This window comes from Streptomyces regalis (genome assembly GCF_001509475.1).
Classification (GTDB): domain Bacteria; phylum Actinomycetota; class Actinomycetes; order Streptomycetales; family Streptomycetaceae; genus Streptomyces; species Streptomyces regalis.
On record NZ_LLZG01000034.1, the window covers coordinates 1 to 21,813 of the forward strand.

At 69.1% G+C, this 21,813-nt stretch carries 22 protein-coding genes; 9 read left to right on the plus strand and 13 right to left on the minus strand.

Going from position 1 to position 21,813, the window contains the following annotated elements; genetic code table 11:
• Both ADL12_RS07190 and ADL12_RS07195 read right to left on the minus strand, forming a co-directional pair.
• A partial coding sequence (locus ADL12_RS07190; RefSeq protein WP_062699731.1) for a LacI family DNA-binding transcriptional regulator occupies positions 1 to 765 on the minus strand: 765 nt, incomplete at its 3' end.
• Positions 762 to 3,185, minus strand: a complete 2,424-nt coding sequence (locus tag ADL12_RS07195; protein ID WP_062699733.1) for a glycoside hydrolase family 2 protein — start codon at positions 3,183 to 3,185, stop codon at positions 762 to 764. The genes ADL12_RS07195 and ADL12_RS07190, both read right to left, overlap by 4 nt.
• A gap of 164 nt (positions 3,186 to 3,349) precedes the next feature.
• Here ADL12_RS07195 and ADL12_RS07200 point away from each other — a divergent pair, with 164 nt between their 5' ends.
• Genes ADL12_RS07200 through ADL12_RS07210 form a run of 3 tightly spaced genes read left to right on the plus strand, consistent with a single transcriptional unit; the run spans position 3,350 to position 6,443 of the window.
• Entirely contained in the window at positions 3,350 to 4,660 is a 1,311-nt protein-coding gene (locus ADL12_RS07200; protein WP_062699767.1) for an ABC transporter substrate-binding protein, read from the plus strand.
• Positions 4,660 to 5,616, plus strand: coding sequence for a carbohydrate ABC transporter permease (locus tag ADL12_RS07205; RefSeq protein WP_062699735.1), 957 nt, complete (start codon positions 4,660 to 4,662; stop codon positions 5,614 to 5,616). Before ADL12_RS07200 ends, ADL12_RS07205 begins: the two co-directional genes overlap by 1 nt.
• Positions 5,613 to 6,443, plus strand: a complete 831-nt coding sequence (locus ADL12_RS07210; protein ID WP_062699738.1) for a carbohydrate ABC transporter permease — start codon at positions 5,613 to 5,615, stop codon at positions 6,441 to 6,443. The genes ADL12_RS07205 and ADL12_RS07210 overlap by 4 nt, the downstream gene beginning before the upstream one ends.
• Positions 6,444 to 6,551: 108 nt before the next feature.
• On the opposite strand, the gene ADL12_RS07215 is transcribed toward ADL12_RS07210, so the two are convergent.
• The 8 genes from ADL12_RS07215 to ADL12_RS07250 form a co-directional block, all read right to left on the minus strand.
• Entirely contained in the window at positions 6,552 to 7,832 is a 1,281-nt protein-coding gene (locus ADL12_RS07215; protein WP_079051896.1) for a ribonuclease D, read from the minus strand.
• A 193-nt stretch (positions 7,833 to 8,025) separates the two neighbouring features.
• The gene (locus ADL12_RS07220) at positions 8,026 to 8,562 is read right to left on the minus strand and encodes a hypothetical protein (protein WP_062699742.1); all 537 of its coding nucleotides are present in this window, start codon (positions 8,560 to 8,562) and stop codon (positions 8,026 to 8,028) included.
• A gap of 103 nt (positions 8,563 to 8,665) precedes the next feature.
• The gene (locus ADL12_RS55465) at positions 8,666 to 9,871 is read right to left on the minus strand and encodes a putative T7SS-secreted protein (RefSeq protein WP_062699744.1); all 1,206 of its coding nucleotides are present in this window, start codon (positions 9,869 to 9,871) and stop codon (positions 8,666 to 8,668) included.
• Positions 9,872 to 9,881: 10 nt separating this feature from the next.
• On the minus strand, positions 9,882 to 10,196 hold the full coding sequence (locus tag ADL12_RS07230) for a WXG100 family type VII secretion target (RefSeq protein WP_062699746.1): 315 nt from the start codon (positions 10,194 to 10,196) through the stop codon (positions 9,882 to 9,884).
• A gap of 177 nt (positions 10,197 to 10,373) precedes the next feature.
• Positions 10,374 to 11,081, minus strand: coding sequence for a type III secretion system chaperone family protein (locus ADL12_RS07235; RefSeq protein ID WP_062699749.1), 708 nt, complete (start codon positions 11,079 to 11,081; stop codon positions 10,374 to 10,376).
• Between the two features lie 547 nt (positions 11,082 to 11,628).
• Positions 11,629 to 11,949 carry a DUF4333 domain-containing protein gene (locus ADL12_RS07240; RefSeq protein WP_062699751.1) on the minus strand — a complete coding sequence of 107 codons (321 nt, stop codon included), beginning with the start codon at positions 11,947 to 11,949 and terminating at the stop codon, positions 11,629 to 11,631.
• 395 nt (positions 11,950 to 12,344) lie between these two features.
• Positions 12,345 to 13,007, minus strand: coding sequence for a response regulator transcription factor (locus ADL12_RS07245; protein ID WP_003997051.1), 663 nt, complete (start codon positions 13,005 to 13,007; stop codon positions 12,345 to 12,347).
• A 258-nt stretch (positions 13,008 to 13,265) separates the two neighbouring features.
• Positions 13,266 to 13,943, minus strand: a complete 678-nt coding sequence (locus ADL12_RS07250; RefSeq protein WP_062699753.1) for a DUF3000 domain-containing protein — start codon at positions 13,941 to 13,943, stop codon at positions 13,266 to 13,268.
• A gap of 104 nt (positions 13,944 to 14,047) precedes the next feature.
• On the opposite strand from ADL12_RS07250, the gene hemE reads away from it, so the two are divergent.
• Entirely contained in the window at positions 14,048 to 15,115 is a 1,068-nt protein-coding gene (gene hemE, locus ADL12_RS07255) for a uroporphyrinogen decarboxylase (protein ID WP_062699755.1), read from the plus strand.
• Between the two features lie 7 nt (positions 15,116 to 15,122).
• On the opposite strand, the gene ADL12_RS07260 is transcribed toward hemE, so the two are convergent.
• Positions 15,123 to 15,947, minus strand: coding sequence for a rhomboid family intramembrane serine protease (locus tag ADL12_RS07260; RefSeq protein ID WP_062699758.1), 825 nt, complete (start codon positions 15,945 to 15,947; stop codon positions 15,123 to 15,125).
• Positions 15,948 to 16,072: 125 nt separating this feature from the next.
• On the opposite strand from ADL12_RS07260, the gene ADL12_RS56180 reads away from it, so the two are divergent.
• Complete coding sequence (locus ADL12_RS56180; protein ID WP_244187805.1) at positions 16,073 to 16,408, plus strand: hypothetical protein; 336 nt, start codon at positions 16,073 to 16,075, stop codon at positions 16,406 to 16,408.
• 520 nt (positions 16,409 to 16,928) lie between these two features.
• The gene (locus ADL12_RS07270) at positions 16,929 to 17,498 is read left to right on the plus strand and encodes a TetR/AcrR family transcriptional regulator (RefSeq protein ID WP_062699763.1); all 570 of its coding nucleotides are present in this window, start codon (positions 16,929 to 16,931) and stop codon (positions 17,496 to 17,498) included.
• A 5-nt stretch (positions 17,499 to 17,503) separates the two neighbouring features.
• Here ADL12_RS07270 and ADL12_RS07275 read toward each other — a convergent pair whose 3' ends face one another.
• Both ADL12_RS07275 and ADL12_RS07280 read right to left on the minus strand, forming a co-directional pair.
• Positions 17,504 to 18,133, minus strand: a complete 630-nt coding sequence (locus ADL12_RS07275; RefSeq protein WP_079051897.1) for a ScbR family autoregulator-binding transcription factor — start codon at positions 18,131 to 18,133, stop codon at positions 17,504 to 17,506.
• A 105-nt stretch (positions 18,134 to 18,238) separates the two neighbouring features.
• Complete coding sequence (locus tag ADL12_RS07280) at positions 18,239 to 19,039, minus strand: response regulator transcription factor (protein WP_062699765.1); 801 nt, start codon at positions 19,037 to 19,039, stop codon at positions 18,239 to 18,241.
• Between the two features lie 324 nt (positions 19,040 to 19,363).
• On the opposite strand from ADL12_RS07280, the gene ADL12_RS07285 reads away from it, so the two are divergent.
• The 3 genes from ADL12_RS07285 to ADL12_RS49855 form a co-directional block, all read left to right on the plus strand.
• Positions 19,364 to 20,383: a ScbA/BarX family gamma-butyrolactone biosynthesis protein gene (locus ADL12_RS07285; RefSeq protein ID WP_079051898.1), complete on the plus strand. Its 1,020-nt coding sequence runs from the start codon at positions 19,364 to 19,366 to the stop codon at positions 20,381 to 20,383.
• A gap of 42 nt (positions 20,384 to 20,425) precedes the next feature.
• Entirely contained in the window at positions 20,426 to 21,346 is a 921-nt protein-coding gene (locus ADL12_RS07290; protein ID WP_062699773.1) for an NAD-dependent epimerase/dehydratase family protein, read from the plus strand.
• 370 nt (positions 21,347 to 21,716) lie between these two features.
• On the plus strand, positions 21,717 to 21,813 hold a 97-nt coding region (locus ADL12_RS49855), incomplete at its 3' end, for a biotin carboxylase N-terminal domain-containing protein (protein ID WP_279617129.1).

The window sequence follows — 21,813 nt, forward strand, 5'->3', positions numbered from 1 at the left end:
GTACACGACCGCCGTCGGCCGATCAGGCGGCGCAGCCGTGAGCAGCGACCGTGTCGCCCGCGCCCCCGCCTCCCCGGAGAAGTCGGTCGCCACCTGCCACGCCCCGGCCAGCCCCAGTGCCCCCGCCGCCTCGTCGAACGCGGCCGTACGGATGGACGTGTGCCCGAGGGCCGCCGCCCCGCCCACCCGCGCGATCCGCCGATGCCCCAGCGCGGCCAGATACCGCACGGCCTCCGTCACGGCGGTGGCGTCGTCGGTCCACACCGACGTCAGCCCGCCCGTCAGCGACGGGTGCCCGACCGCGACCACCGGCATCCCGAGCCGCTGCGCCGCCGCCACTCTCGGGTCGTCCGCGCGGAAGTCGACCAGGATCGACCCGCCGATCTGCCGCCCCCGCCACCACGACTCCTGGAGCCCGACCTCCTCGTCCAGATTCCGTACCAGCCTGAGCAGCAGCGAGCAGGAGTGCTCGGTCAGGACGCTCTCCACGCCGGAGATGAACTCCATGTAGAAGGGTTCGAGGCCGAGCAGCCGGGCCGGCCGGCAGATCGCGAGGCCGATCACGTCCACCCGGGACCCGGCAAGCGTCCGCGCCGTGAGGTTCGGCGCCCAGCCCAGCTCCCGCGCGGCCCGGAAGATCCGGTCCCGGGTCGCCTCCGACAGCCCCGGCTTGTGGTTGAAGGCGAGGGACACGGCGCCCTTGGACACGCCGGCGCGCGCGGCGACGTCCTTGATGGTGACGCGAGGGGTCGGCGTTGCCGTCATCGGCTGGGCTCCATGCAGTACAGGGCGGAGCGAGCGGCCTCCGCGTCAGGAGTCTCCCAGCCGCGCACACCGATGGTCACCTCTTCGCCGGGCAGCAGCGTGACGAGCCCCCGGTCGGCCCGGGCGTCCGGATGCAGCCGGTCGGCCTGGAGCAACAGGTCCCGTACGAGGGTACGGGCCGTCACCACGACCCCGCCCGGCACGAGCGCGACGTCGAACTCCGGCCGGGGGTAGGGGACTTCACGATCCGGTGCGGGGAAGTGCACGGCGCGCAGACCGTCCGCGTCCGCCACGAGGAACTCCTTCGGCCCGGCCGGCTCCAGCTCCCGGGGTACGCCGACCCGGCCCACCGCCCGCCCCTCGGTACCGAACCCCACATGCGCCTCGCCGACCACCACCCCGTCGACGGACATCCGCCGCAGCCGCACCGCCCCCGCCCAGCTGCCGGCCGCCTGATTGACGACGGCCAACTCCAGCCCCTGCTCCCGCCCCCGCTCCCGCACTTGCAGCGTCAGCAGCCGATCCGCGTACAGCCGCCGCAGCTCGTGGTACAGCGGTTTCTCCCGCCCGTCCCCGTCGATCGCCGCCCAGGACGTCACCGGCCAGCAGTCGTTGAGCTGCCACACGACCGTGCCCGCACACACCGGCCAGTGCGACCGCCAGTGCTCGATCCCGGCTGCCACCGCCCGCGCCTGGTTGACCTGGGTGAGGTAGTGCCAGCGGTCGAAGTTCCCCTCGACGTCCCCTTCGAAGTCCCCCTCGGGAGAGGCGAAATGCCGCTCCAGCCCGCGCCGCAGCTTCCCGTTCCCGTCGTCCGCCTTCTGGTGGTGCAGCATGCCGGGGGAGTCCGCCGCGAGCTCCTCGCCCGGCAGCGCCCGCCGCAGCGTGGCGTACGCGGGCGGCGCCTGCCAGCCGAACTCGGCCACGAACCGGGGCACGCTCAGCCGGTAGTCGGCGTAGTCCTCCCGGTTCCACACCTCCCAGGAGTGGTGCGTGCCGTGCGCCGGATCGTTCGGATGCCGGTCCCACGAACCGGACCAGGGACTCCCTGCCGTGTACGGCCGCGTCGGATCCGACTCGGCCACCACCCGCGGCAGTACGCCCAGGTAGTACCCCTCGCCCCAGGAGTCCCCGGCCAGCCGTGGCTCCCACCCCCAGTCCCGGAACCCCCACAGGTTCTCGTTGTTGCCGTTCCACAGCACGAGCGAGGGATGCGGCATCAGCCGTACGACGTTCTCCCGCGCCTCGGCCTCCACCTCCCCGCGCAGCGGCTGCTCCTCCGGGTAGGCCGCGCACGCGAACGGGAAGTCCTGCCACACCAGCAACCCCAGCTCGTCGCAGGCGCCGTAGAAGTCCTCGCTCTCATAGATCCCGCCACCCCAGACCCGTACGAGATCCACGCCGGCGTCGGCCGCCTGCCCCAGCCGCTCCCGGTACCGCTCGCGGGTGATCCGGGACGGGAACACGTCGTCCGGGATCCAGTTGACGCCCCGCGCGAACAGCCGCTCGCCGTTGACGACGAGAGTGAACCCGGTGCCGTGTTCATCGGTCCGCCGGTCCAGCTCGACGGTCCGGAAGCCGATCCGCCGACGCCACACGTCCAGCGCGTCCTGCCCCTGCAGGAGGGTCAACTCGACGTCGTACAGCGGCTGTTCACCGTACCCCCGCGGCCACCACAGTCGGGCGTCCGGCACCTGCAGCCGTACGACCCCACCCGTCCCGTCGATCTCCGCCCGCGCCCGCACCCCGCCGACCGTCGCCTCCACGGTGAGCGGCGCCTCGACCCGGGTCCGCTCGACGTCGACGGCCAACTCGATGTGCCCGGTGCCCTGTTCGACGGTCACCAGAGGGCGCACGCGGGCGATCCGGGCCGTCGACCACTGCTCCAGCCGCACCGGCCGCCAGATCCCGGCCGTCACCAGGGTCGGCCCCCAGTCCCAGCCGAAGGAGCAGGCCATCTTGCGGATGTACTGGTAGGGCTCGGTGTACGCGGCAGGCCGTTCGCCCAGCTTGCCGCGCACGGCCTCGGCCTCGGCGTAGGCGGAGGCGAAACGCACCGAGAGCCGCCCGCTCAGCCCCGTCACGTCGAAGCGGTACGAGCGGTGCATGTTCCGTACCCGGCCCAGGAGTTGACCGTCGAGCAGGATCTCGGCGACCGTGTCGAGCCCGTCGAAGACGAGGTCGGTCTGCTCGTGCACCGAGTGCACCGAGTGCGCCAAGTCCGCCGTCAGGTCGGTCTCATACGTCCAGTCCCGCCGCCCCACCCACGCCACCTCGGCCTCGTTCCGCCCGAGAAAGGGGTCCGGGATCGCCCCCGCCGCCAGCAGATCGGTGTGCACACAGCCGGGCACGGTGGCCGGCAGCGCGGCGCCCTCGTGCCGCACGATCCATCCGTCGGTGAGCGGTGTGGCCTGAAGCATGCGCGCACTCCTAAACCGATCAAGTTCCAGCGCGGGGAAACATTTTGGCATCGTTGGCGAGATACGGACTTTACCGGTTAAGAAAACGTTGTCAGAGTTCGGAACCAGCCAACCCGCACGTGCTCGTCCGTCCCGAGAACGCCCCGAGAACGGAGCTGATGCACATGAACCGCCGTACAGTCCTCGCCATGGTCACGGGTGCCCTGCTGCTCTCGGCGTGCACCGGCACCGGAGGAAGCTCGCAGGGCGCCGAGGCCAAGGCCGCCGACGACCCGACGAAGGTGAGCGGCACCATCACGGTTCTCACCCACCGGACCGACCTCGTGCAGGACGGGACGATGAAGAAGTACGCCGCCGAGTTCAACAGGACGTACCCCAAGGTGAAGGTCGAGTTCGACGCCATCACCGACTACGAGGGCGAAGTGAAGATCCGTATGAACACGGAGAACTACGGCGACGTCCTCATGATCCCCGCGGTGATCGAGAAGAAGGACTACCCCAAGTTCTTCGCCTCACTGGGCGCTCAGGCCGAGCGCAGCAGGAAGTACCGCTTCACCGACTACACCACCGTGGACGGCAAGGTCTACGGCCAGAGCCCGCTCGGCGCGGTCCCGGGCTTCATCTACAACAAGAAGGTGTGGCAGGAGGCCGGGATCACCGACTGGCCCACGACACCGGCCGAGTTCCTCGACGACCTGAAGGCGATCAAGTCGAAGACCGACGCCATCCCCTACTACACCAACTTCAAGGACATGTGGCCGCTCACCCAGTGGACGCAGGTCAACGGCTCGGTCAGCTGCGACGAGCAGGCCACCACCAGGCTCGCCGAGGGCGACCCGTGGGCGCAGGGCGCCGATGTGCGCACCGCCGACACGCTGCTCTACGACATCGTGCACGAGGGCCTCGTCGAGAAGGACCCGACCACCACCAACTGGGAGGCGTCCAAGCCCAAGTTGGCCAAGGGCGAGATCGCCACGATGTGGCTCGGCTCCTGGGCGGTCATCCAGATGCAGGGCGCGGCGAAGCAGGCCGGCACCGATCCGGACGACATCGGGTTCATGCCCTTCCCCGCCCAGAAGAACGGCACGTTCTGCGCGGTGGCGCAGCCCGACTACAACCAGGCGGTCAACATCCACTCCGAGCACAAGGAGGCGGCCCGCGCCTGGATCGACTGGTTCACCGACAAGTCCGGGTACGCGGCCGACAACCTGGCGCTGTCCCCGCTCAAGTCCGCCCCGCTGCCCGCGATCATGAAGCCGTACGAAGAGGCGGGGGGCAAGATCCTCGACCTCGACGACGCCTTGGGCGCCGAGGTGAAGTCCATCGACAACCAGTCCGAGATCGGCATCTACAAGCCCGACTACCGCCAGGATCTCGTCGACCTCGCGCGCGGCGCCACCAAGGGCGACCTGGACGACTTCCTGAACGACCTCGGCAAGAAGTGGACCGAGACCCAGAAGTCGCTGGGGTCCTGATGACGGACACGTCGACCGAGAAGGCGGCCGCCAAGGCCCCCACGGGGCCGGTGGGCGCCGCCCCCGGACCGGCCGCCGCCCCGCGCACAGCCCAGCTGTGGCGCGGGGCCACCCCCTGGCTCTTCCTGCTCGCGCCCCTCGCCCTCCTGCTCACCTTCACCTACGCGCCGATCGCCAACATGGTCGCGTACAGCTTCACCGACTGGGACGGCGTCAGCCCCGAACTGCACTACACGGGCGCCGAGAACTACGCCGAACTCTTCACCCGCTCCGACCTGTTCGAGGTCTTCTGGGTCAGCGGCTACTACCTGGTCGCGTCCGTCTTCCAGATAGTCGCCGCCCTCTACTTCGCGACGATCCTGAGCTTCAACGTCCGCTTCCGGAACTTCTTCAAGGGCGTGCTGTTCTTCCCGTACCTGATCAACGGGGTCGCGATCGGCTTCGTCTTCCTCTACTTCTTCCAGGACGGCGGCACCCTCGACTCCGTCCTCGGCCTGTTCGGCGTGGAGACGGACCGCGCCTGGCTCGGCACACCGGAGTCGGCGAACACCTCCCTCGCCGCCGTCTCCGTCTGGCGCTACCTGGGCCTGAACTTCGTCCTCTTCCTGGGCGCGATCCAGTCGATCCCCGGCGAGCTGTACGAGGCGGCCGAACTGGACGGGGCGAGCCGCTGGCACCAGTTCCGCTACATCATCGCGCCCGGCATCAAGCCGGTCCTGTCCCTCACCGTGATCCTCTCGATCTCGGGCTCGCTGTCGGTCTTCGAGATCCCGTACATCATGACGGGCGGGGCGACCGGCACCGAGACCTTCGTGATCCAGACCGTGAAGCTGGCCTTCCAGTTCAACAAGACGGGGCTCGCCTCGGCGGCCGCGGTCATGCTGCTGCTGATCGTCCTGGCGGTGACCTGGGTACAGCGGCGCCTCGTCCCCGACGACAAGGTGGACCTCGCATGACGCGCCGCGCAGTGGCCCGCACCCTGGTGTACCTGTCCCTGATCGCCGCGACCGTGGTGGTCCTGCTCCCGCTGGCCGCCGTCCTCCTGACGTCCCTCAAGTCCGAGCGGGAGATGGCGGACGACAGCGGGGCCCTCGCCCTCCCCGACGACCTGCTGAACTTCCACAACTACGCGACGGCGTTCGAGGACGGCCGGATGCTCTCGGCATTCGCCAACACCGCGCTCATCCTGCTCTTCGCCATCGGCGGCACGGTCCTGATCGGCTCGATGACGGCGTACGCCATCGACCGCTTCACCTTCCGCTTCAAGAAGCTGGTCGTGGCCCTGTTCCTGGTCGCCGCCCTGGTCCCCGGCGTCACGACCCAGGTGGCGACCTTCCAGATCGTCAACAGCTTCGGCATGTTCGACAGCCTCTGGGCGCCGATCGTCCTCTATATGGGCACGGACATCGTCTCGATCTACATCTTCCTGCAGTTCGTCCGTTCCATCCCGATCTCACTGGACGAGGCGGCCCGCCTGGACGGCGCCAATGCCTTCACGATCTACCGCAAGATCATCTTCCCGCTGCTGAAACCGGCGATCGCGACAGTGGTGATCGTCAAGGGCATCACGACCTACAACGACTTCTACATCCCGTTCCTCTACATGCCCTCGGAGGATCTTGGCGTGATCTCGACGTCGCTGTTCCGCTTCAAGGGCCCGTTCGGTGCCCACTGGGAGACGATCTCGGCAGGAGCGGTCCTGGTGATCCTGCCGACACTGATCGTCTTCCTGCTGCTGCAACGGTTCATCTACAACGGCTTCATGAAAGGCGCGACGCGTTGAGAACCTGAGGGGCGCGGGGCTGTATTGAATGTGCGGCTACCGCCGCGTGTGCGCGATCAGCCACAAACGACCCGCAGTCGCCGTACGGAGAGAAACCTCCTACGGCGACTAGGCGGACAACGCAGCAACCAACACCGGCGTGACCTGCTCAACCTGCCAAGGCCGAGCCCCATAACCAGCCAGCGCCTCCGCAACAGCCTCCGCATCGACAACCTTCGGCGGCTCCCAGCAAACCCGCCGCACCGTATCCGGCGTAATCAAGTTCTCCTGCGGCATATTGAGCTGCTCCGCCAGCGCGGATACGGCGGCCCGAGCCGCAGACAACCGAGCCGCAGCAGCCGGATCCTTGTCCGCCCAGGCCCGCGGCGGCGGAGGCCCGATCACCGGCTGCCCAGGTGCCGGCAACTGAGGGTCGGCCAAAGCCTTCGCACGATCCACCGCGGACTGCCACTGCTCCAGCTGCCGCCGCCCCATCCGCTGCCCGAATCCGTTCAGCGCGGCGAGGGCGTGCACGTTACCCGGCAGGGAGAGCGCGGCCTCGACGATGGCCGCGTCACTGAGCACCTTGCCCGGCGACACATCGCGTCGCTGAGCGATGCGGTCCCGTGTCTGCCACAGCTCCCGCACCACGGCCAGCTGCCGACGCCGCCGCACCTTGTGCATCCCGGACGTCCGCCGCCAAGGATCCTTGCGCGGCTCAGCAGGCGGCGCAGCCGCAATCGCGTCGAACTCCTGCCGCGCCCACTCCAGCTTCCCCTGCCGGTCCAGCTCCTTCTCCAGCGCGTCGCGCAGATCGACGAGGAGCTCGACGTCGAGCGTCGCGTACCGCAGCCACGGCTCGGGCAGGGGCCGGGTCGACCAGTCGACGGCCGAGTGTCCCTTCTCCAGGACGAACCCGAGCACGCTCTCGACCATCGCGCCGAGGCCGACTCTGGGGAACCCGGCGAGCCGCCCGGCCAGCTCGGTGTCGAACAGCCGGGTCGGCACCATACCTATCTCGCGCAGACAGGGCAGATCCTGGGTGGCCGCGTGCAGCACCCACTCCACGCCGGAGAGCGCCTCACCGAGCCCGGACAAATCGGGGCAGGCCACGGGGTCGATCAGCGCGGACCCCGCGCCCTCGCGGCGCAGCTGCACCAGATAGGCCCGTTGGCCGTATCGGTACCCGGACGCGCGTTCGGCGTCGACGGCGACGGGGCCGGAGCCCGCGGTGAAGGCGGCGATCACCTCGGCGAGCGCGGCCTCGTCGGCGATCACGGGCGGAATGCCCTCACGGGGCTCCAGCAAAGGGATCGGCGCCTCCGTAACAGAAGATCCGCCGTCGTCCGGAGGGGCGCCTCCGGTGGTTCGCAGTGAACTGTCTGCTGCGGTCTCTTGGGCGTCGGTCACATGTCAAGGGTATCTGTAAGGACGAGCGTCTGACCTGCGCGTTCTGGACACGTTGGCGCTGACCTGCGGAAACACGTCTCGTCGTTTCTCACGGCTTACCGGTGCTTCTCGGCCACGTGTGCCCTCGATGCGCCCTGAAGATCACCGGAATCCTCCGAAAGCAGCCCAACACCACCCCGAAGGAGACCGGTCTCTAGTCCTCTGAGGTGGGGGCCTCCGGGGTGGGGGCGGCCGGGCGGAGGGTGGAGATGAAGGCCTGGAAGTCCTCCAGGACGTCCTGGAGCTGGCTCGTCTTCGCCGTCAGCGCGATCTCGATCTCGGCACGTTCACTGCGCCGCTGCTCGTTCTCCAGCACCAGGATGAACTGGCTCTGCGCGAGCTCCATCGGCTGCCCGTTGACGGTGGCCTGGATGCGCAGGTTCTGCACGATCCCCGGCGCGTCGATGAGGCCCGGCGCCGGCGAGGTGCCCACCTCGGTGCGCTTGACGACGTCGACGGCGCCGACGTTCTCGCGCAGCCGCCGCACCGACGCCTCGGCGAGGCTGTGCAGGCTCGACGAGCCATCGAGGGTGTGGCCGGTGACCGTGATGTTCGGCATGAAGCCCTGGCCCCGGGAGGCCATGTGCAGTGCGACGAAGGCGGCGTGCGGGGCGCCGACCTCGTCCGGGGGTGCCGACTGCCAGCCCTGCGGGAGCTCGATGGTGAGCGGGACCGGAAGTGTGCCCGGCATGGTGGATCAACTCCTTGCGGTACGGGTTCCGACGGTACGGGAAGCGACGGGGAACAGGCGATGGCGGGGGGAGCCCCCGGACGGGGGCCGTCCCCGCGGAGGGTCAGTCGAACCAGTCCCCGATCGCGTCGACCGCGTCGCCGGCCGCGTCGGTGATCTTGCCCGGGTCGAGCTCGATCTGGCCGCCGAGCTTGCCGCCGACGCCGAGGGCGACGCCCACGTCGCCGCCGATGACGATCTTGCCGTCCTTCATGCCGGCGTCGAAGTGGGCCTCGGCACCGGCGCCGGCCCACGCCTCCGCCGTGCCACCGACGCCGACACCGGCGACGGAGGCATGCCCCTCAGCGGTGGCCTTGGCGCCGGCGAAGGCCTCGCCGCCGACATGGACACCGTCCGTGCCGATGGAGCCCTTGACGCCGGCCTCGGCGCCCACGTACGCCTCACCCTTGCCGGATGCCTCGAACACGCCGATCCCGTACTTGCCTTCGGCCGTGGCCTGGGCGAGATAGGCCTTGCCGGACGCCTGTGCGGTGGCGTTCCCGTCCACGAGGCCCACCCCGGCGGAGGCATCGACGCCGAGGAGGTTGACGCCGGCCTTGCCGGAGACCTCGCCGCCCGCGAACTCACCGCGGCCCTTGGCTTCGGCGCCCCACACCTTGGCGTCGGCCGTGACGGAAGGACCGGCCACCGTGACGCCCGGGCCCTTGCCCTCGCGCAGTGCTTCCCGCTCCGCCTGCGTCATGTTCTTGTGGTCGCCCCAGGCCCCGATGGGCCTTGTCTCGGGTGCCCGTTCCAGCTCGGTGCGCTGAATCTTCTTGGACGTCGCGCCGGTGTCGTCCTGCGTCGCTTCGGAGGCCCAGAAGAGCCAGTCGGGCGCGTTGTCGCCCTCGCCGCCCTGCGCCTTGAACTTCTTGGCCGCCGCGTCGCCCTCCGCCTCGACATGGGCGCGCGCCGACTCCAGCAGCTGCTCGCCGCCGCTCTCGTCGCCTCCGTCGTACAGCCGGATGGCCTCTTCCGCCTGCCCCTGGGCCCACTGGAGGGCTCTGGCGTAGTCCCGCAGCGCCCCGGCGGCTGCGCCCAGCGCATCCGAGCCGCGGTACCACTTCTGCTTCTGGCCCGAGAAGTCCTCCCAGAAGGCGTCGCTGGCCTGTCCATGCCAGCTGGGGATGCGGACGGAGCCGAGCTCGTCCCCGATGCCGTCGAGGGTCTTCGCATGACCGTCGAGTTTGTCCGCGTCGCCGGTGAGCTTCGACGGGTTGCCCGGGATGAGTGCGCGTGGGTCCCGGGTGGAACCGAGTTGTGCCGCCATCGCTTCCCCGTCAGTAGCCCGGGCCGGCGGCGACCGCGGGCCCGGTGAAGTGGTTCTGGGAATCCTGCTCGGCGCGCTCGTAGGAGGCGGCGTTCTCGGCCAGCTTGTCCGCCGAGTTCTCCCCGTCCTCCTTCATCGGGCTCTTGATGGCCTCCATCCACGTGGCCATCAGCTGACTGAACTCGTCCGCAGCGTCGCCGTGGCCGAAGTCACCGCCGGAGTCCCCGAGTTCGTCGAGCTTCACCTTGTCGCTCCTGCCCACGGAGTCCTTGATCTTCTTGGCGGCCGACCGCAGTTCGGACGGCTCGACATCGAACTGGCCCATCCGCTCCCCCCTCTACGTCCAAGAGGGTGCGAACGCGCGTCCGCACCCTGATTGTTGAGAACGTAAAGAGGGTCTCCCAAAGGCAAAGACGCGGCGACACCGGCCTGGGACCTCACATGATTCCTACCGGGAAGCTTCATAGCGCGACCGCATCGTGCGCGCCCCAGGACGGCTGTGCTACGGCGCCTGCGGAGGCCGGGCGGGTGACAGGGCTCCCAAGTGGCCGACGGCGTCGACGAGATACTCAAGGGGCTCGTCGAACGTCTCACTGCTCAGCTTGGTCCGCGAACGCGAGGTGATCAGCTGACCGTCGTGGAGCCGGAGCGGCAGTTCCAAGGCCCGAGGGTCGGAGGTGAGGAAGTCTGCCAGGCCGCCGAGCAGTACTGCCCGGGCGCGCTCCTCGTCGCGGGAGGTGATGTGGAAGTCATCGTCGAGCTGCGGGATTCCCAGCTCCATGGCCCGTCCCCGCAAGAGGGTGTCGAACCAGCCGTCGCGGTAGACGCGCAGGTCCGGAACCTCCACGCCCAGGTTCAGCGCCCAGACGGAGTGGACGATGACCTGCGTCGTCTCCGTGTCGATGTCGCTGTTGTAATAGCGGTACTCGAAGGCGCGGAAGCCGAATCCGCGGTAAGTGCCGCTGACGACGTTGTCCCCCATGACGCCGCTGGCCTTGACCGGGAGCGGCTCGGCCCCCTGGTACGCGTCGACGAGACTCGGCACGCCCTCCTCGTAAGTCCATCCTCGGCTCTCGGCGAACGACCGCAGCCGCGCGTACGCCTCTTCGGACCCACGCTTCTTGCGGGCTTTGCCCCGGCGGTCCCACACGACGAGAGCCACGATGCCACCACACGCCAGCAGGAACAGGACTGCTTCGATTCCACTCATGGTGCCAGCATCCCCCGGGGCCCCTCTGCGGGCTCACCCCCCTGGCACTCCATCACAATCCGCACCTCGCGGTCACACACTTCCCCCGCGCCCGCCCGGGCGGCAGCCCCCTCCGGATTCACCAGGCTCAACCGGAGAAGTGGACAGGCGGGCGCAGCATCGCCGAACACGGGCTGAGCGAGAAGAAGTTCACGCCGGTCGTCGGCGACAAGGAGTATTCGCGGCGGGTCGCCGCGCTCGTCATGGCCGGTGTGCTGCTGGTGGTGGGCGGTTCTTCGCGCGGGCGAGGAGCCGTGCCGGCGAAGCCGGCCCGCGAGCGCGGCTGGTCGCATGAGCCGAGCAGGTTCGCGGGTCGTGGACCGGCTGGAGGGCGTCGAGTCCGGGGGCGCGGAGTTCGATGCCGCCCACCGTGTGATCGCCGGACCCGGCGGCGGCGAAGCGCCTCGCGGATCCCGGGCTGGTCCGCCATGTCGCCCGTGAGCGCCTGGCGCCGGCCGTGTGCCCCGCCTCCTGTGGGCGGTCCGGGGAGCAGGGCCCCCGGCCTGGCTCAGGAGGCCTTCTCGTCGACCTTGATGTCGTACTTGATCGTGCCGCCGTCGACGGAGGTGACCTTGGTGGTTACGCCGAAGCTGGTGCCGTCGCTCGCGGTGAGCCTGCAGCGCAGCGAGGTGCCGACCTTGCCGACGAGGTCCTCGGGGCAGGTGACATCCGGCTTCGGCTGACCCGTCTGCGCGGCGAGCTTCTCGGCCACCTCGTTCGCCACCTCCTCCTTGGGCAGCTTGGCCTCCGCGGAGCAGCCCACCAGCAGCGCGGCGGCTGTTGCTGCGGCGAGGCTCCAGGAGGCCAAGGAAGAGGAGGACTTGCGCATAACGGGCTCCGTTCGGGGCGAGAGGACCACGAGGGTCGGAAGGTGACACTCGTCAGTGCGACTGTCTATCAGCCCGGGCTGCCCGCCTGATGGATCTTCACATCCTCCCGCTCGGGCCCGCGAGTGATCTTCACTCACCTTCCGTCTCGGTCGGCCGGGCGCATCAAGGGTTTCCGCGCATGGACAGCGCCCGCCGACGGAACGTTCCGTCGGCGGGCGCCTGAGGGTCGTCAACCAGTCAGTCAGCTGAAAGATCCGGTCCACGACAGAGCTGGGACGCGGGCGGGATCAGCGGCCGATCCCGTTCACGTCAGTGAATGATCAAGTGAATGATCAAGCGTTCACATGGAGTGCGGCGGGGCTCGATGGGGTGCGGCGGATGTCGTGGGTGGATGTCAGTGGATGATCCCCGTTCGCAGGGCCACGGCGACCATGCCGGCGCGGTCGCCGGTGCCCAGCTTGCGGGCGATCCGGGCGAGGTGGCTCTTGACGGTCAGGGCGGACAGGCCCATCGAGACGCCGATGGCCTTGTTCGACTGGCCCTCCGCCACCAGCCGCAGCACCTCGACCTCGCGACCGGACAGCTCGCGGTAGCCGCCCGGGTGGCTCGGGGCACCCGGGTGGCGACGGTGCATACGGGCGGCGGCAGCGCCGATTGGGGCGGCACCGGGCCGGGTGGGGAGCCCGACGTTGGTGCGGGTGCCGGTGACGACGTAACCCTTCACGCCGCCGGCGAGGGCGTTGCGCACGGCGCCGATGTCGTCGGCGGCGGAGAGGGCGAGGCCGTTGGGCCAGCCCGCGGCGCGGGTCTCCGACAGGAGGGTGAGGCCGGATCCGTCGGGCAGGTGGACGTCGGCTACACAGATGTCGCGGGGGTTGCCGATGCGGGGACGAGCCTCCGCGATGGACGAGGCCTCGATGACGTCGCGCACACCGAGAGCCCAAAGATGTCGGGTGACGGTGGAGCGGACGCGGGGATCGGCCACGACCACCATGGCGGTCGGCTTGTTCGGGCGGTAGGCGACCAGGCTTGCGGGCTGCTCGAGGAGAACGGACACCAGGCCTCCTGGGTGCGGGGACGGCTTTCAAGGTCACAGTCGTCTTCGGCACCAAACCCGTGGCCCTTTAGGGAAAGATCACGATTTAGTGAGTAACAATCGGGGCAATTCAGACACGTGGTCGATCGTTCGGTGAGCGAATTGGCTCGATCGAGGGCCGTTCCTGACCGAAAGTGGCCGTATCGACAAAGTGATGGTCAAGCGTGTGGCGGTTCGAGCCGGCGCCAGTCGCGCGAGCGGTGACCGACCAGGAGCCGGTCAGCGGGACTGCGGATCGCGGCGCTGCGGCAGCGTCACCACCGACGCGTCGCCCGGGCCCGCCGGCGGCAGGCCCGCGACCTGGGCCAGCAGGTCGCACCAGGACGCCAGATGGGCCGCGGTGTCCGGAACCCCGCCCAGGCCCTCCCGCGGCGTCCAGGAGGCGCGGATCTCGATCTGCGAGGCCGCCGGGCGCTCGGACAGGCCGCCGAAGTAGTGGGAGCTCGCGCGCGTGACGGTGCCGCTCGGTTCGCCGTACGACAGCCCGCGCGCCTGGAGCGCACCGGTCAGCCAGGACCAGCACACGTCGGGCAGCAGCGGATCGGCGGCCATCTCCGGCTCCAGCTCCGCGCGCACCAAGGTCACCAGCCGGAAGGAACCCCGCCAGGCGTCGTGCCCCGCCGGGTCGTACAGCAGCACCAGGCGGCCGTCGGCCAGGTCCTGGTCACCGTCGACGACGGCAGCCTCCAGCGCGTACGCGTACGGAGCCAGGCGCTGGGGCGCCTTTGTCTGCTCGACCTCGATCTGCGGCCGCAATCGCGTGGCCCTGAGCGCGTCGACGGCAGCCCGGAAGGGCAGCGGAGTCGTACCGCTCCCGTCCAAGTCGCCCTCCTTGGCGTCCTTTGCGTCGTCCATTCCGCCAGTGCCGTCCGACAGTCGTTCCTGAGCCGCAGCCATGCCGGGAAGATTAAGGGGAACGGGGGCTTCGTGCAGGGAGAGACACCCGGACAACACGGCAACCCCAACGCCGGGCCCTGCGCGGCCGTGCGAGACTTGCCCCCGTGAGTGCCAACCAGACGCCGCCGACAGCCACGCCCGACGCAGTCAAAGATGCAGCCTTCCTCAAGGCGTGCAGGCGCGACCCCGTGCCGCACACGCCCGTGTGGTTCATGCGGCAGGCCGGGCGCTCCCTGCCGGAGTACCGCAAGGTGCGCGAGGGCATCCCGATGCTCGAGTCGTGCATGCGGCCCGAGCTGGTCACCGAGATCACCCTGCAGCCCGTGCGCCGGCACAACGTGGACGCGGCGATCTACTTCAGCGACATCGTCGTCCCGCTCAAGGCCATCGGCATCGACCTCGACATCAAGCCCGGCGTCGGCCCGGTCGTCGAGAACCCGATCCGCACCCGCGCCGACCTCGCCCAGCTGCGCGACCTCACCCCCGAGGACGTCTCGTACGTCACGGAGGCCATCGGCCTGCTCACCCGGGAGCTCGGTGCCACTCCGCTCATCGGATTCGCCGGCGCGCCTTTCACCCTTGCGAGCTACCTCGTCGAGGGCGGCCCGTCCCGCACGTACGAGAACGCCAAGGCGATGATGTACGGCGACCCCGAGCTCTGGGCCGACCTGCTCGACCGCCTCGCCGACATCACGGCCGCCTTCCTCAAGGTGCAGATCGAGGCCGGCGCCTCGGCGGTCCAGCTCTTCGACTCCTGGGTCGGCTCCCTCGCCCCCGCCGACTACCGGCGCTCGGTGATGCCCCACTCGGCCAAGGTCTTCCAGGCGGTCGCCGAGTACGGCGTCCCGCGCATCCACTTCGGCGTCGGCACCGGTGAGTTGCTGAAGCTCATGGGCGAGGCAGGCGCGGACGTCGTCGGCGTGGACTGGCGCGTCCCGCTGGACGAGGCCGCCCGCCGCGTCGGCCCCGGCAAGGCGCTCCAGGGCAATCTCGACCCGACCGTCCTGTTCGCCACCCCCGAGGTGATCGAGACCAAGACCCGCGAGGTGCTCGACGCCGCGGCCGGCCTCGAGGGCCACGTCTTCAACCTCGGCCACGGCGTCATGCCGTCCACCGACCCGGACGCGCTGACCCGGCTCGTCGAGTACGTCCACACGCAGACGGCTCGCTGAGAAGCGCTCACCACGTCTGCCGGGGCCGCGCCCGCCTGCCGAACAGCAGACCGCGTGGCTCCGGCGGGGGCGGTGTTCCCGGTTTGAGCGGCCAGGCGAGGCCCATGCCCGTGAGGAAGCCCACGATGTGCGCCGCGTACGCCACGGTGCCCGCGTCGGAGACGCCCTCGCCGGACGAGTACACCGCCTGCAGCACGAACCAGAAGCCGAGCACCAGCCAGGCCGGCAACCGCAGCGGCAGGAAGATCAGGAACGGGACGAGAACCCACACCCTGGCCTTCGGATACAGCACGAGATAGGCGCCCAGCACACCCGCGATGGCCCCGGACGCGCCGATCAGCGGCTCGGCGGAGTCGTCGTTGAGGATCGCGAAGCCGTACGACGCCGCGTAGCCGCAGACGACGTAGAAGAGCAAGTACCGCACATGGCCCATGCGGTCCTCGATGTTGTTGCCGAAGATCAGCAGGAAGAGCATGTTGCCCAGCAGATGCAGCCAGCTGCCGTGCAGGAACATCGCGGTGAGGACGGACAGCACCGGGGACTTGTCGTACTCCGGCGCGCCGATCACACAGCCGGGGCCCTGCGCGCCCACGGCGACCTCGCCCGTGGGGACCACTCTCGGCAGCTGGTCGTGGATCAACTCCCTTGGTACCGCCGCGTAGTGGTCCAGGAAGGCGTGCAGATGGCACAGCTGGGCCAGGCTGCTCTCACCGGCCACGGAGCCGGCTATGCCGGGCGTGGACAGGAACACGAGGACGTTCGCGGCGATCAGCGCGTATGTCACCCAGGGGGTGCGGCGCACCGGGTTCACGTCATGGACGGGGATGACCACGAGGGATTTCTGCCCGGGATACGTCCGGCGAACCGGTGAACGCCGTCGCCTGTGCACGCGTATGTCTTCTCAACCACCCGCGGCACGGGGAAGGCGGGTCGCGGGGACTACGTGAGGAACAGGCGATGAACGACCGAGTTACTCCTCCGATGCACGCGTTGCCGGACGGGGAGGCCGAGCTCTCCGTGGTGGTGCGGCTGCCGTGGGAAGACGTGGCCCGGCTGGGTCAGGAGGCGGGGCGGCTTGCTGCGCAGATGCAGCGGCCGGTGACGCTGGACGAGGCCGTGAGTCATCGGTTGCGGTCGGTTCGGCCGGGGGCTGCGCATGCGAAGCCGGCGGGGGAGCAGCCGGCTGCCGCCGCCATGCCGGCGAGTGTGAGTGCGTCTGTGTCGTCGTTGCCTTCACGGCCGCCGACTGAGCAGGCTCGGCAGGCGATCGAGCGGATCAACGGGACTGCGTAAGGGGGTTTGTGCGGGTAGCGCCGTGGGGGTGGGCGGCTTCCGGGGCTGAGGGCTCGCTCCGGCTGGGCGCGTGGATTTCCCGAGCCCCCTGACGTTTTGTCCTGCTTCCCGGTTGGCCTGAGGGTCTCTCACCTCGGCGGCCGGAGGCCCGAGGAGCCGGTGAGGCCTGTGCCTGCACTGCGAAAGCAGGGCGGACCCCACGCCGGCTCCTCCTGTCTTTCCCGGCGGCGCCAGCCGGGCGTCTTCGAGCAGATCGGCCGGCCCATGCATCAGCCGCGCCGGATACAGACCTGTCTGGTTGTCAACGTCACCGGATCTGCTCGGCCCAGTCTCAGTGGGCCCAATGTCACACGTGTTTCTCGGAAAGTTAAAGAAAGTGTTGAGCTTCAGCCTGATTCCGATCGGCGGGTTGCCTTGGAAAGCAGGCAAGGTTGTATGCTTCACATGCTGGTGTAACCCCCCGTAAGCCCCCATGCCCCTGTGCGTACGAGGGGTGCAGTGAGGAAGAAGCGGGAAGCTGATGGAGAAGCAGTCCGAACGCACCCGACAGAGCCTCGTCCATGCCGCGGCGTCCCTCATAGCCAACGGCCGGGTGGCCGACGCCGGACTCGTGAACATCTGCCGTGCCGCGGCGGTGAGCCGCGGCGCGCTCTACCACCATTTCCACTCCGTCGCGGAACTGGTGGGGGAGGTGCACGCGCAGGCCCGAGTCCGTGTCGAGGCCGTGGCCGGTGAGGCGTTCGAGGGGCGAGCCGCCGAAGCCCCGGAGAAGTTCAGTACCGATCTGGGCGTGCTGCTGCGCGAGGACCAGCTGGTCCGTGCGGGCATCCAGGTCGGGCCCGACGGCACGAACGGCCCGGGGCGGTTGCGCGAGGAGGCGCTGACGTGGCTGCGCGAACGGATCGTCGCAAGTGCGCCTGAGGGCGGGGACATGCACTGCCTCGCGGACCTCGCCGTGGTGGTCGCCGCCGGCCTCGAGTCACTGGGCCACACCGACGACTACTGGTGGGACCCCAAAACGGCGGAGCAGATCTGGGGGCTGCTCAAGCCCTTGTTCGCCGTGGCAGGTTGGGCCAGGGACCAGGACTGAAGCAGCTACCGTGCGGACGTGTCGGTCTGTTGCGGTGCCGGAGTCGTCCGAAGGTGGCCGATCATGCCGGGACTGACGAGCCCCGGCAGCAGGAACCGCCACATTATGCTGACGCGTTGGGGCAGGTCCTCCCGATCGGTCTGCACCCGTGACATCACCTGGATCCCGGTGAACGTTCCATTGATCATCTCCGCGGCCTCCAGCAAGTCGACGCCGGGCAGGAGCTCGCCCTGCTCCTTCGCCTGGACCAGCAGCTCCCGGATGGCCTTGCTGGCCTGCTGATACGGGGTGACCGCCGAGTCCCGCAGGGAGGACTGCTCCACCGCCAGGCGCACGCAGGCGCGCAGCATCGGGTCACGCTGCAGCTGGAAGGCGAAGGCGAAGGTCAGGTCGATGACGGCCTGGACCTTCGTCGACTGCGAGGGCACTTCCAGGGCATCGCGGTGCGTGGTGAGCAGCGCGACGGCGATCGCTTCCTTGGAGGGGAAGTGGTGGTACAGGGCCCCGCGGGTCAGCCCTGACCGCTCAAGGATCTCGGTGGTGCTCGCCGAGTCGTAGCCACGCTCGTCGAAGACCTCCGCGGCCGCCCTCAAGAGCAGATTCCGGGACCTCGTCCCGCGTTCCTGCTGTGCCATGCCTCGATCCTTACGCTCACAATAAACCGACTTGTCTGCATCATATGGCTCAGGCCGATCACCCTCGGGATCAGGCCAGTGGCCCGCTCGCGACGGCCGGGGTGCTCATGGGTGGCCGAGGCGGAAGCCGACCCCGCGGACCGTGATGATCCAGCTGGTGGAGCCCAGCTTGCCGCGCAGGCTGCTGACGTGGGTGTCGATGGTACGCCCCCGCTGTGACCAGGTGTCGCCCCAGATCTGCGCCATCAACTGACGGCGCGAGACGATGGAGCCGGGGTGCGTGGCGAGCAGGTGCAGCAGATCGAACTCCTTGCGGGTGAGTTCCACCGGGTCGCCGTCCAGGGTGACTTCGCGCGTGGTCGTGTCGATGTGCAGCGGTCCGTGGGATATGGCTCGCACCGTTTCCGTGCGAGGTCCGCACCGCCGCATCACCGCCTCGATGCGGGCCAGGAGTTCGCGGAAGCCGTACGGCTTGACCAGGTAGTCGTCCGAGCCGGCCTGGAGTCCGAGCACCCGGTCGAGCTCACTGCCGCGTGCGGTGACGGTGATGATCGGGGTGTCGCTGACCGCCCGGATGCCGCGGCAGACCTCAAGGCCGTCCAGGTCGGGCAGGTCGAGGTCCAGCAGCACCAGGTCGGCACGGTGGTGGACACACAGGGCCTCGCCGCCGGTGTTCACGCGCTCGGCGCGGTGGCCCTGCCGCATCAGCCCTTGAACGAGTGCGTCGGCGGCGGTCGGCTCGTTCTCGACGACCAGGACGTGCAGGTTCTTGTGTTCGGTGCTGGGGGTCCAAGTAGGGCGAGGTGCGGGTGCTGTGGTGTGTCGCGGCAAGGAGAGTGAGGAGCTCGTGGGCCGGTGCCCTTCCCTGCGATGAGGCCTGAGCTGGTCAATGGCCTGATGGTTCATCGGGTTCTCCTGGGTGACAGGCATGGCGTCGCGGACTGTCGGAGCGTGATGCAGACCCAAGATACCAAACAGACTTGTCTGATTGTAAGGGATGAGAAGTGTGCTTGCCTCTTGGAGGGCCGATATTCGCCCCTTTCCTCCAGGAACGGGAGGCTGGAGCGACGGTTGAGGCGCTCTTCTGAGCGACAGTTCGTGCCATAGGTAAAATCTTCACTTGATTTTTCGAGCAGACATGTCTGTACTTGCGGGGTCGAACATCGAGCCCAGGGGGACGCCGATGTCCGGGTGCTCTCCCCTGCCCACAACAGCTCAGGAGTGGCACGCATGCAGACTCAAGCCTTCGCAGTGCACGAGCCCAGCGGGAACATCGAGGTGCACGGCCCGAGCGAGGTCAAAGCTCCAGTTGTCATCAGGCCGACGGTCACGAGGGATCTGGGGCTCACCACCACCGTGCCGCGCGAGTTCGTCCACCGTGCCGCGGTCGCGGAAGTCCTGCTCACCGGCTGGGAGGCAGTTCCGGATCCGGAGGGACGGTCCGACAGCTACGTCGTCCGGGCGCAGTGGCCCCGAGGTCACTCCCTCTTCGCTCAGTCCGGTGGGTACCAGGACGCGATGCTCCTCGTCGAGTCGGTCCGTCAGATCGGATCCTTACTGGCCCACGCCGAGTTCGCGGTGCCCTTCGGCCATCAGTTCATGATGCGCGACATAGCGATAACCGCTACCGCGGACCTCCTCCTCGCGACTCCGATGCCGACCGAGCTCGAACTGCGCACGGAATGTCATGATGTGGTCCGCCGGGGTACGAACCTCGCCGACATGCGTTATGACGTGACCGCACTGATCGATGGCGTGGCCCTGGCCACCGCATCGGCAGCCTTCAGGTGCATCAGCCCCGGTGTCTACCGGAGACTGCGCAGCGACCGGCCCACGGGTACGACGCAAGTCGTCGGTGCGCCGGTCGACCCGGCGACGGTCGGGCGTTGCAATGCCGAAAACGTGGTGCTCACCGAGGAGATGGCAGCGGTCGACGGCCGCCGCTCCTGGGGCCTGCGCATCGACAGCACGCACCCGATCTTCTTCGACCACCCCGTCGACCACATCCCCGGCATGGTGCTTCTGGAAGCGGCCCGGCAGGCCGCGCACGCTGTCACGGGCCGGCCCGACAAACTCGTCACCGGCATCAGCGGCACCTTCACGCGCTACGCCGAACTCGACGCGCCGTGCCGTGTCGAAGCGGTCACGGGAGTATCCGTCGCCGGTGAAACGCCCGTGCGGGTGACCGGAGTTCAGGACGACGAGACCGTCTTCACCGCCGACGTCACGCTGAGCGCAACGACCCGTTGACCCTGCCCGAAGACAGATGAGAGGCACCTGGTGCACACCGTCATGATCACTGGCGCGGCCGGGTTCGTGGGCCGGCACGTCGCCGCCGAGGCCGCCCGTCGGGGTACGGCCATGAGGCTACTGTCACACCGTCGTTCTCCGCCCCGGCCCGGCCCGGGCCCGATGCGTTCAGTGCAGGCCGATCTCGCGGATCCGGACTCACTGCGCGGCGTGTGCGACGGCGCGGACGTACTGCTCCACTGCGCCTCGCAGATCGGGGGGACACCCGAGGCCAACCACATCGTCAACGCCCGGGGGACCGCGGCGCTCGTCGCCGACGCACAACGGGCCGGAGTGTCCCGCGTCGTGTATCTCAGCACCGCCGCCGTGTACGGCCGCGGCACCTTCCGAAGCGCCCGCCCCGGTGAACTCGGCCGCAGGCCGCAATCGTCGACGTCACGGTCGCGGGCGGAGGCCGAGGACAGCGTACTGGCCGCCGGAGGCATCGTGCTGCGTCCGTACCTGGTGTACGGCCGCGGAGACAAGTGGGTCGTCCCCGGGCTCACCCGGCTACTGCGCGCTCTGCCCGGCCGGGCGACGAGCTGGAACGCCAGGCTCTCCGTCATCTCGGTGGACGAACTGGCGGCACTTCTGGTGGCAGTTGGGCTTGCTCCGGACGAGAGACTGTCGGCGTCCGTGTACCACGCAGCGCATCCCGCTCCGGTCCCGGCGTCGGAGTTGCTGCGCGCCGTGGCCGACTGCGCGGGGCTTTCACCGGCTCGGCGAGAGGTCACTCCGGAGGAGGCGCGCGCCCATCTGCGCGAGGACAGGGACGCTTCGTACGCACTGGACATGGTGGCCACGGACCACTGGTTCGACAGCACACAGATCTGGACCGACGTGGGGCGTGCGGCGCCGGGCCCGGCTCGGGACGTGGACTTCCCGAGGATGCGCGAGTGGTACGCGGACCAGTCGGCGGCCTGAGCAGTGCGTTGCCGCGAACATCCGCAGCACTGTGAATCAGCGGAGCACCGCCCTCCATGATGGCAGTCCACCCCCCTCGGCTGCAGCGGACGCACTGTGTCCCGGCTCGTGCTCGGCGAGGAGCACCGGGACGCAGGCTTCCGAGGCGGCATCCGCACGGCCATGAGAAGAGCGTCCTCGCCATCAAGCTCCATACCCGTATGTCGGGGAAACGAGCGCCTGCCCGTCCCGGAACTCGGGACCGCTGTTCCCGACTGCCGTGGCGGCCCGGGGAGTTGACCAAAACCTGTACGGAGGTGCGTTGATCTCTGAGGTGGGCCGCGGTGAGGGTGATCGGAAGTATCCGGACCGTCAGGAGAGTTGGTACGTCGTGCGCAAGGTGCTCATCGCCAACCGTGGCGAAATCGCTGTCCGCGTGGCCCGGGCCTGCCGGGACGCCGGGATCGCGAGCGTGGCCGTCTATGCGG

Coding starts and splice junctions, on each gene's coding strand:
- ADL12_RS07195 (WP_062699733.1), bottom strand. CDS start 3,185: ATGCTTCAGGCCACACCGCTCACCGACGGATGGATCGTGCGGCACGAG.
- ADL12_RS07200 (WP_062699767.1), top strand. CDS start 3,350: ATGAACCGCCGTACAGTCCTCGCCATGGTCACGGGTGCCCTGCTGCTC.
- ADL12_RS07205 (WP_062699735.1), top strand. CDS start 4,660: ATGACGGACACGTCGACCGAGAAGGCGGCCGCCAAGGCCCCCACGGGG.
- ADL12_RS07210 (WP_062699738.1), top strand. CDS start 5,613: ATGACGCGCCGCGCAGTGGCCCGCACCCTGGTGTACCTGTCCCTGATC.
- ADL12_RS07220 (WP_062699742.1), bottom strand. CDS start 8,562: ATGCCGGGCACACTTCCGGTCCCGCTCACCATCGAGCTCCCGCAGGGC.
- ADL12_RS55465 (WP_062699744.1), bottom strand. CDS start 9,871: ATGGCGGCACAACTCGGTTCCACCCGGGACCCACGCGCACTCATCCCG.
- ADL12_RS07230 (WP_062699746.1), bottom strand. CDS start 10,196: ATGGGCCAGTTCGATGTCGAGCCGTCCGAACTGCGGTCGGCCGCCAAG.
- ADL12_RS07235 (WP_062699749.1), bottom strand. CDS start 11,081: ATGAGTGGAATCGAAGCAGTCCTGTTCCTGCTGGCGTGTGGTGGCATC.
- ADL12_RS07240 (WP_062699751.1), bottom strand. CDS start 11,949: ATGCGCAAGTCCTCCTCTTCCTTGGCCTCCTGGAGCCTCGCCGCAGCA.
- ADL12_RS07250 (WP_062699753.1), bottom strand. CDS start 13,943: ATGGCTGCGGCTCAGGAACGACTGTCGGACGGCACTGGCGGAATGGAC.
- ADL12_RS56180 (WP_244187805.1), top strand. CDS start 16,073: ATGAACGACCGAGTTACTCCTCCGATGCACGCGTTGCCGGACGGGGAG.
- ADL12_RS07270 (WP_062699763.1), top strand. CDS start 16,929: ATGGAGAAGCAGTCCGAACGCACCCGACAGAGCCTCGTCCATGCCGCG.
- ADL12_RS07275 (WP_079051897.1), bottom strand. CDS start 18,133: ATGGCACAGCAGGAACGCGGGACGAGGTCCCGGAATCTGCTCTTGAGG.
- ADL12_RS07280 (WP_062699765.1), bottom strand. CDS start 19,039: ATGAACCATCAGGCCATTGACCAGCTCAGGCCTCATCGCAGGGAAGGG.
- ADL12_RS07285 (WP_079051898.1), top strand. CDS start 19,364: ATGCAGACTCAAGCCTTCGCAGTGCACGAGCCCAGCGGGAACATCGAG.
- ADL12_RS07290 (WP_062699773.1), top strand. CDS start 20,426: ATGATCACTGGCGCGGCCGGGTTCGTGGGCCGGCACGTCGCCGCCGAG.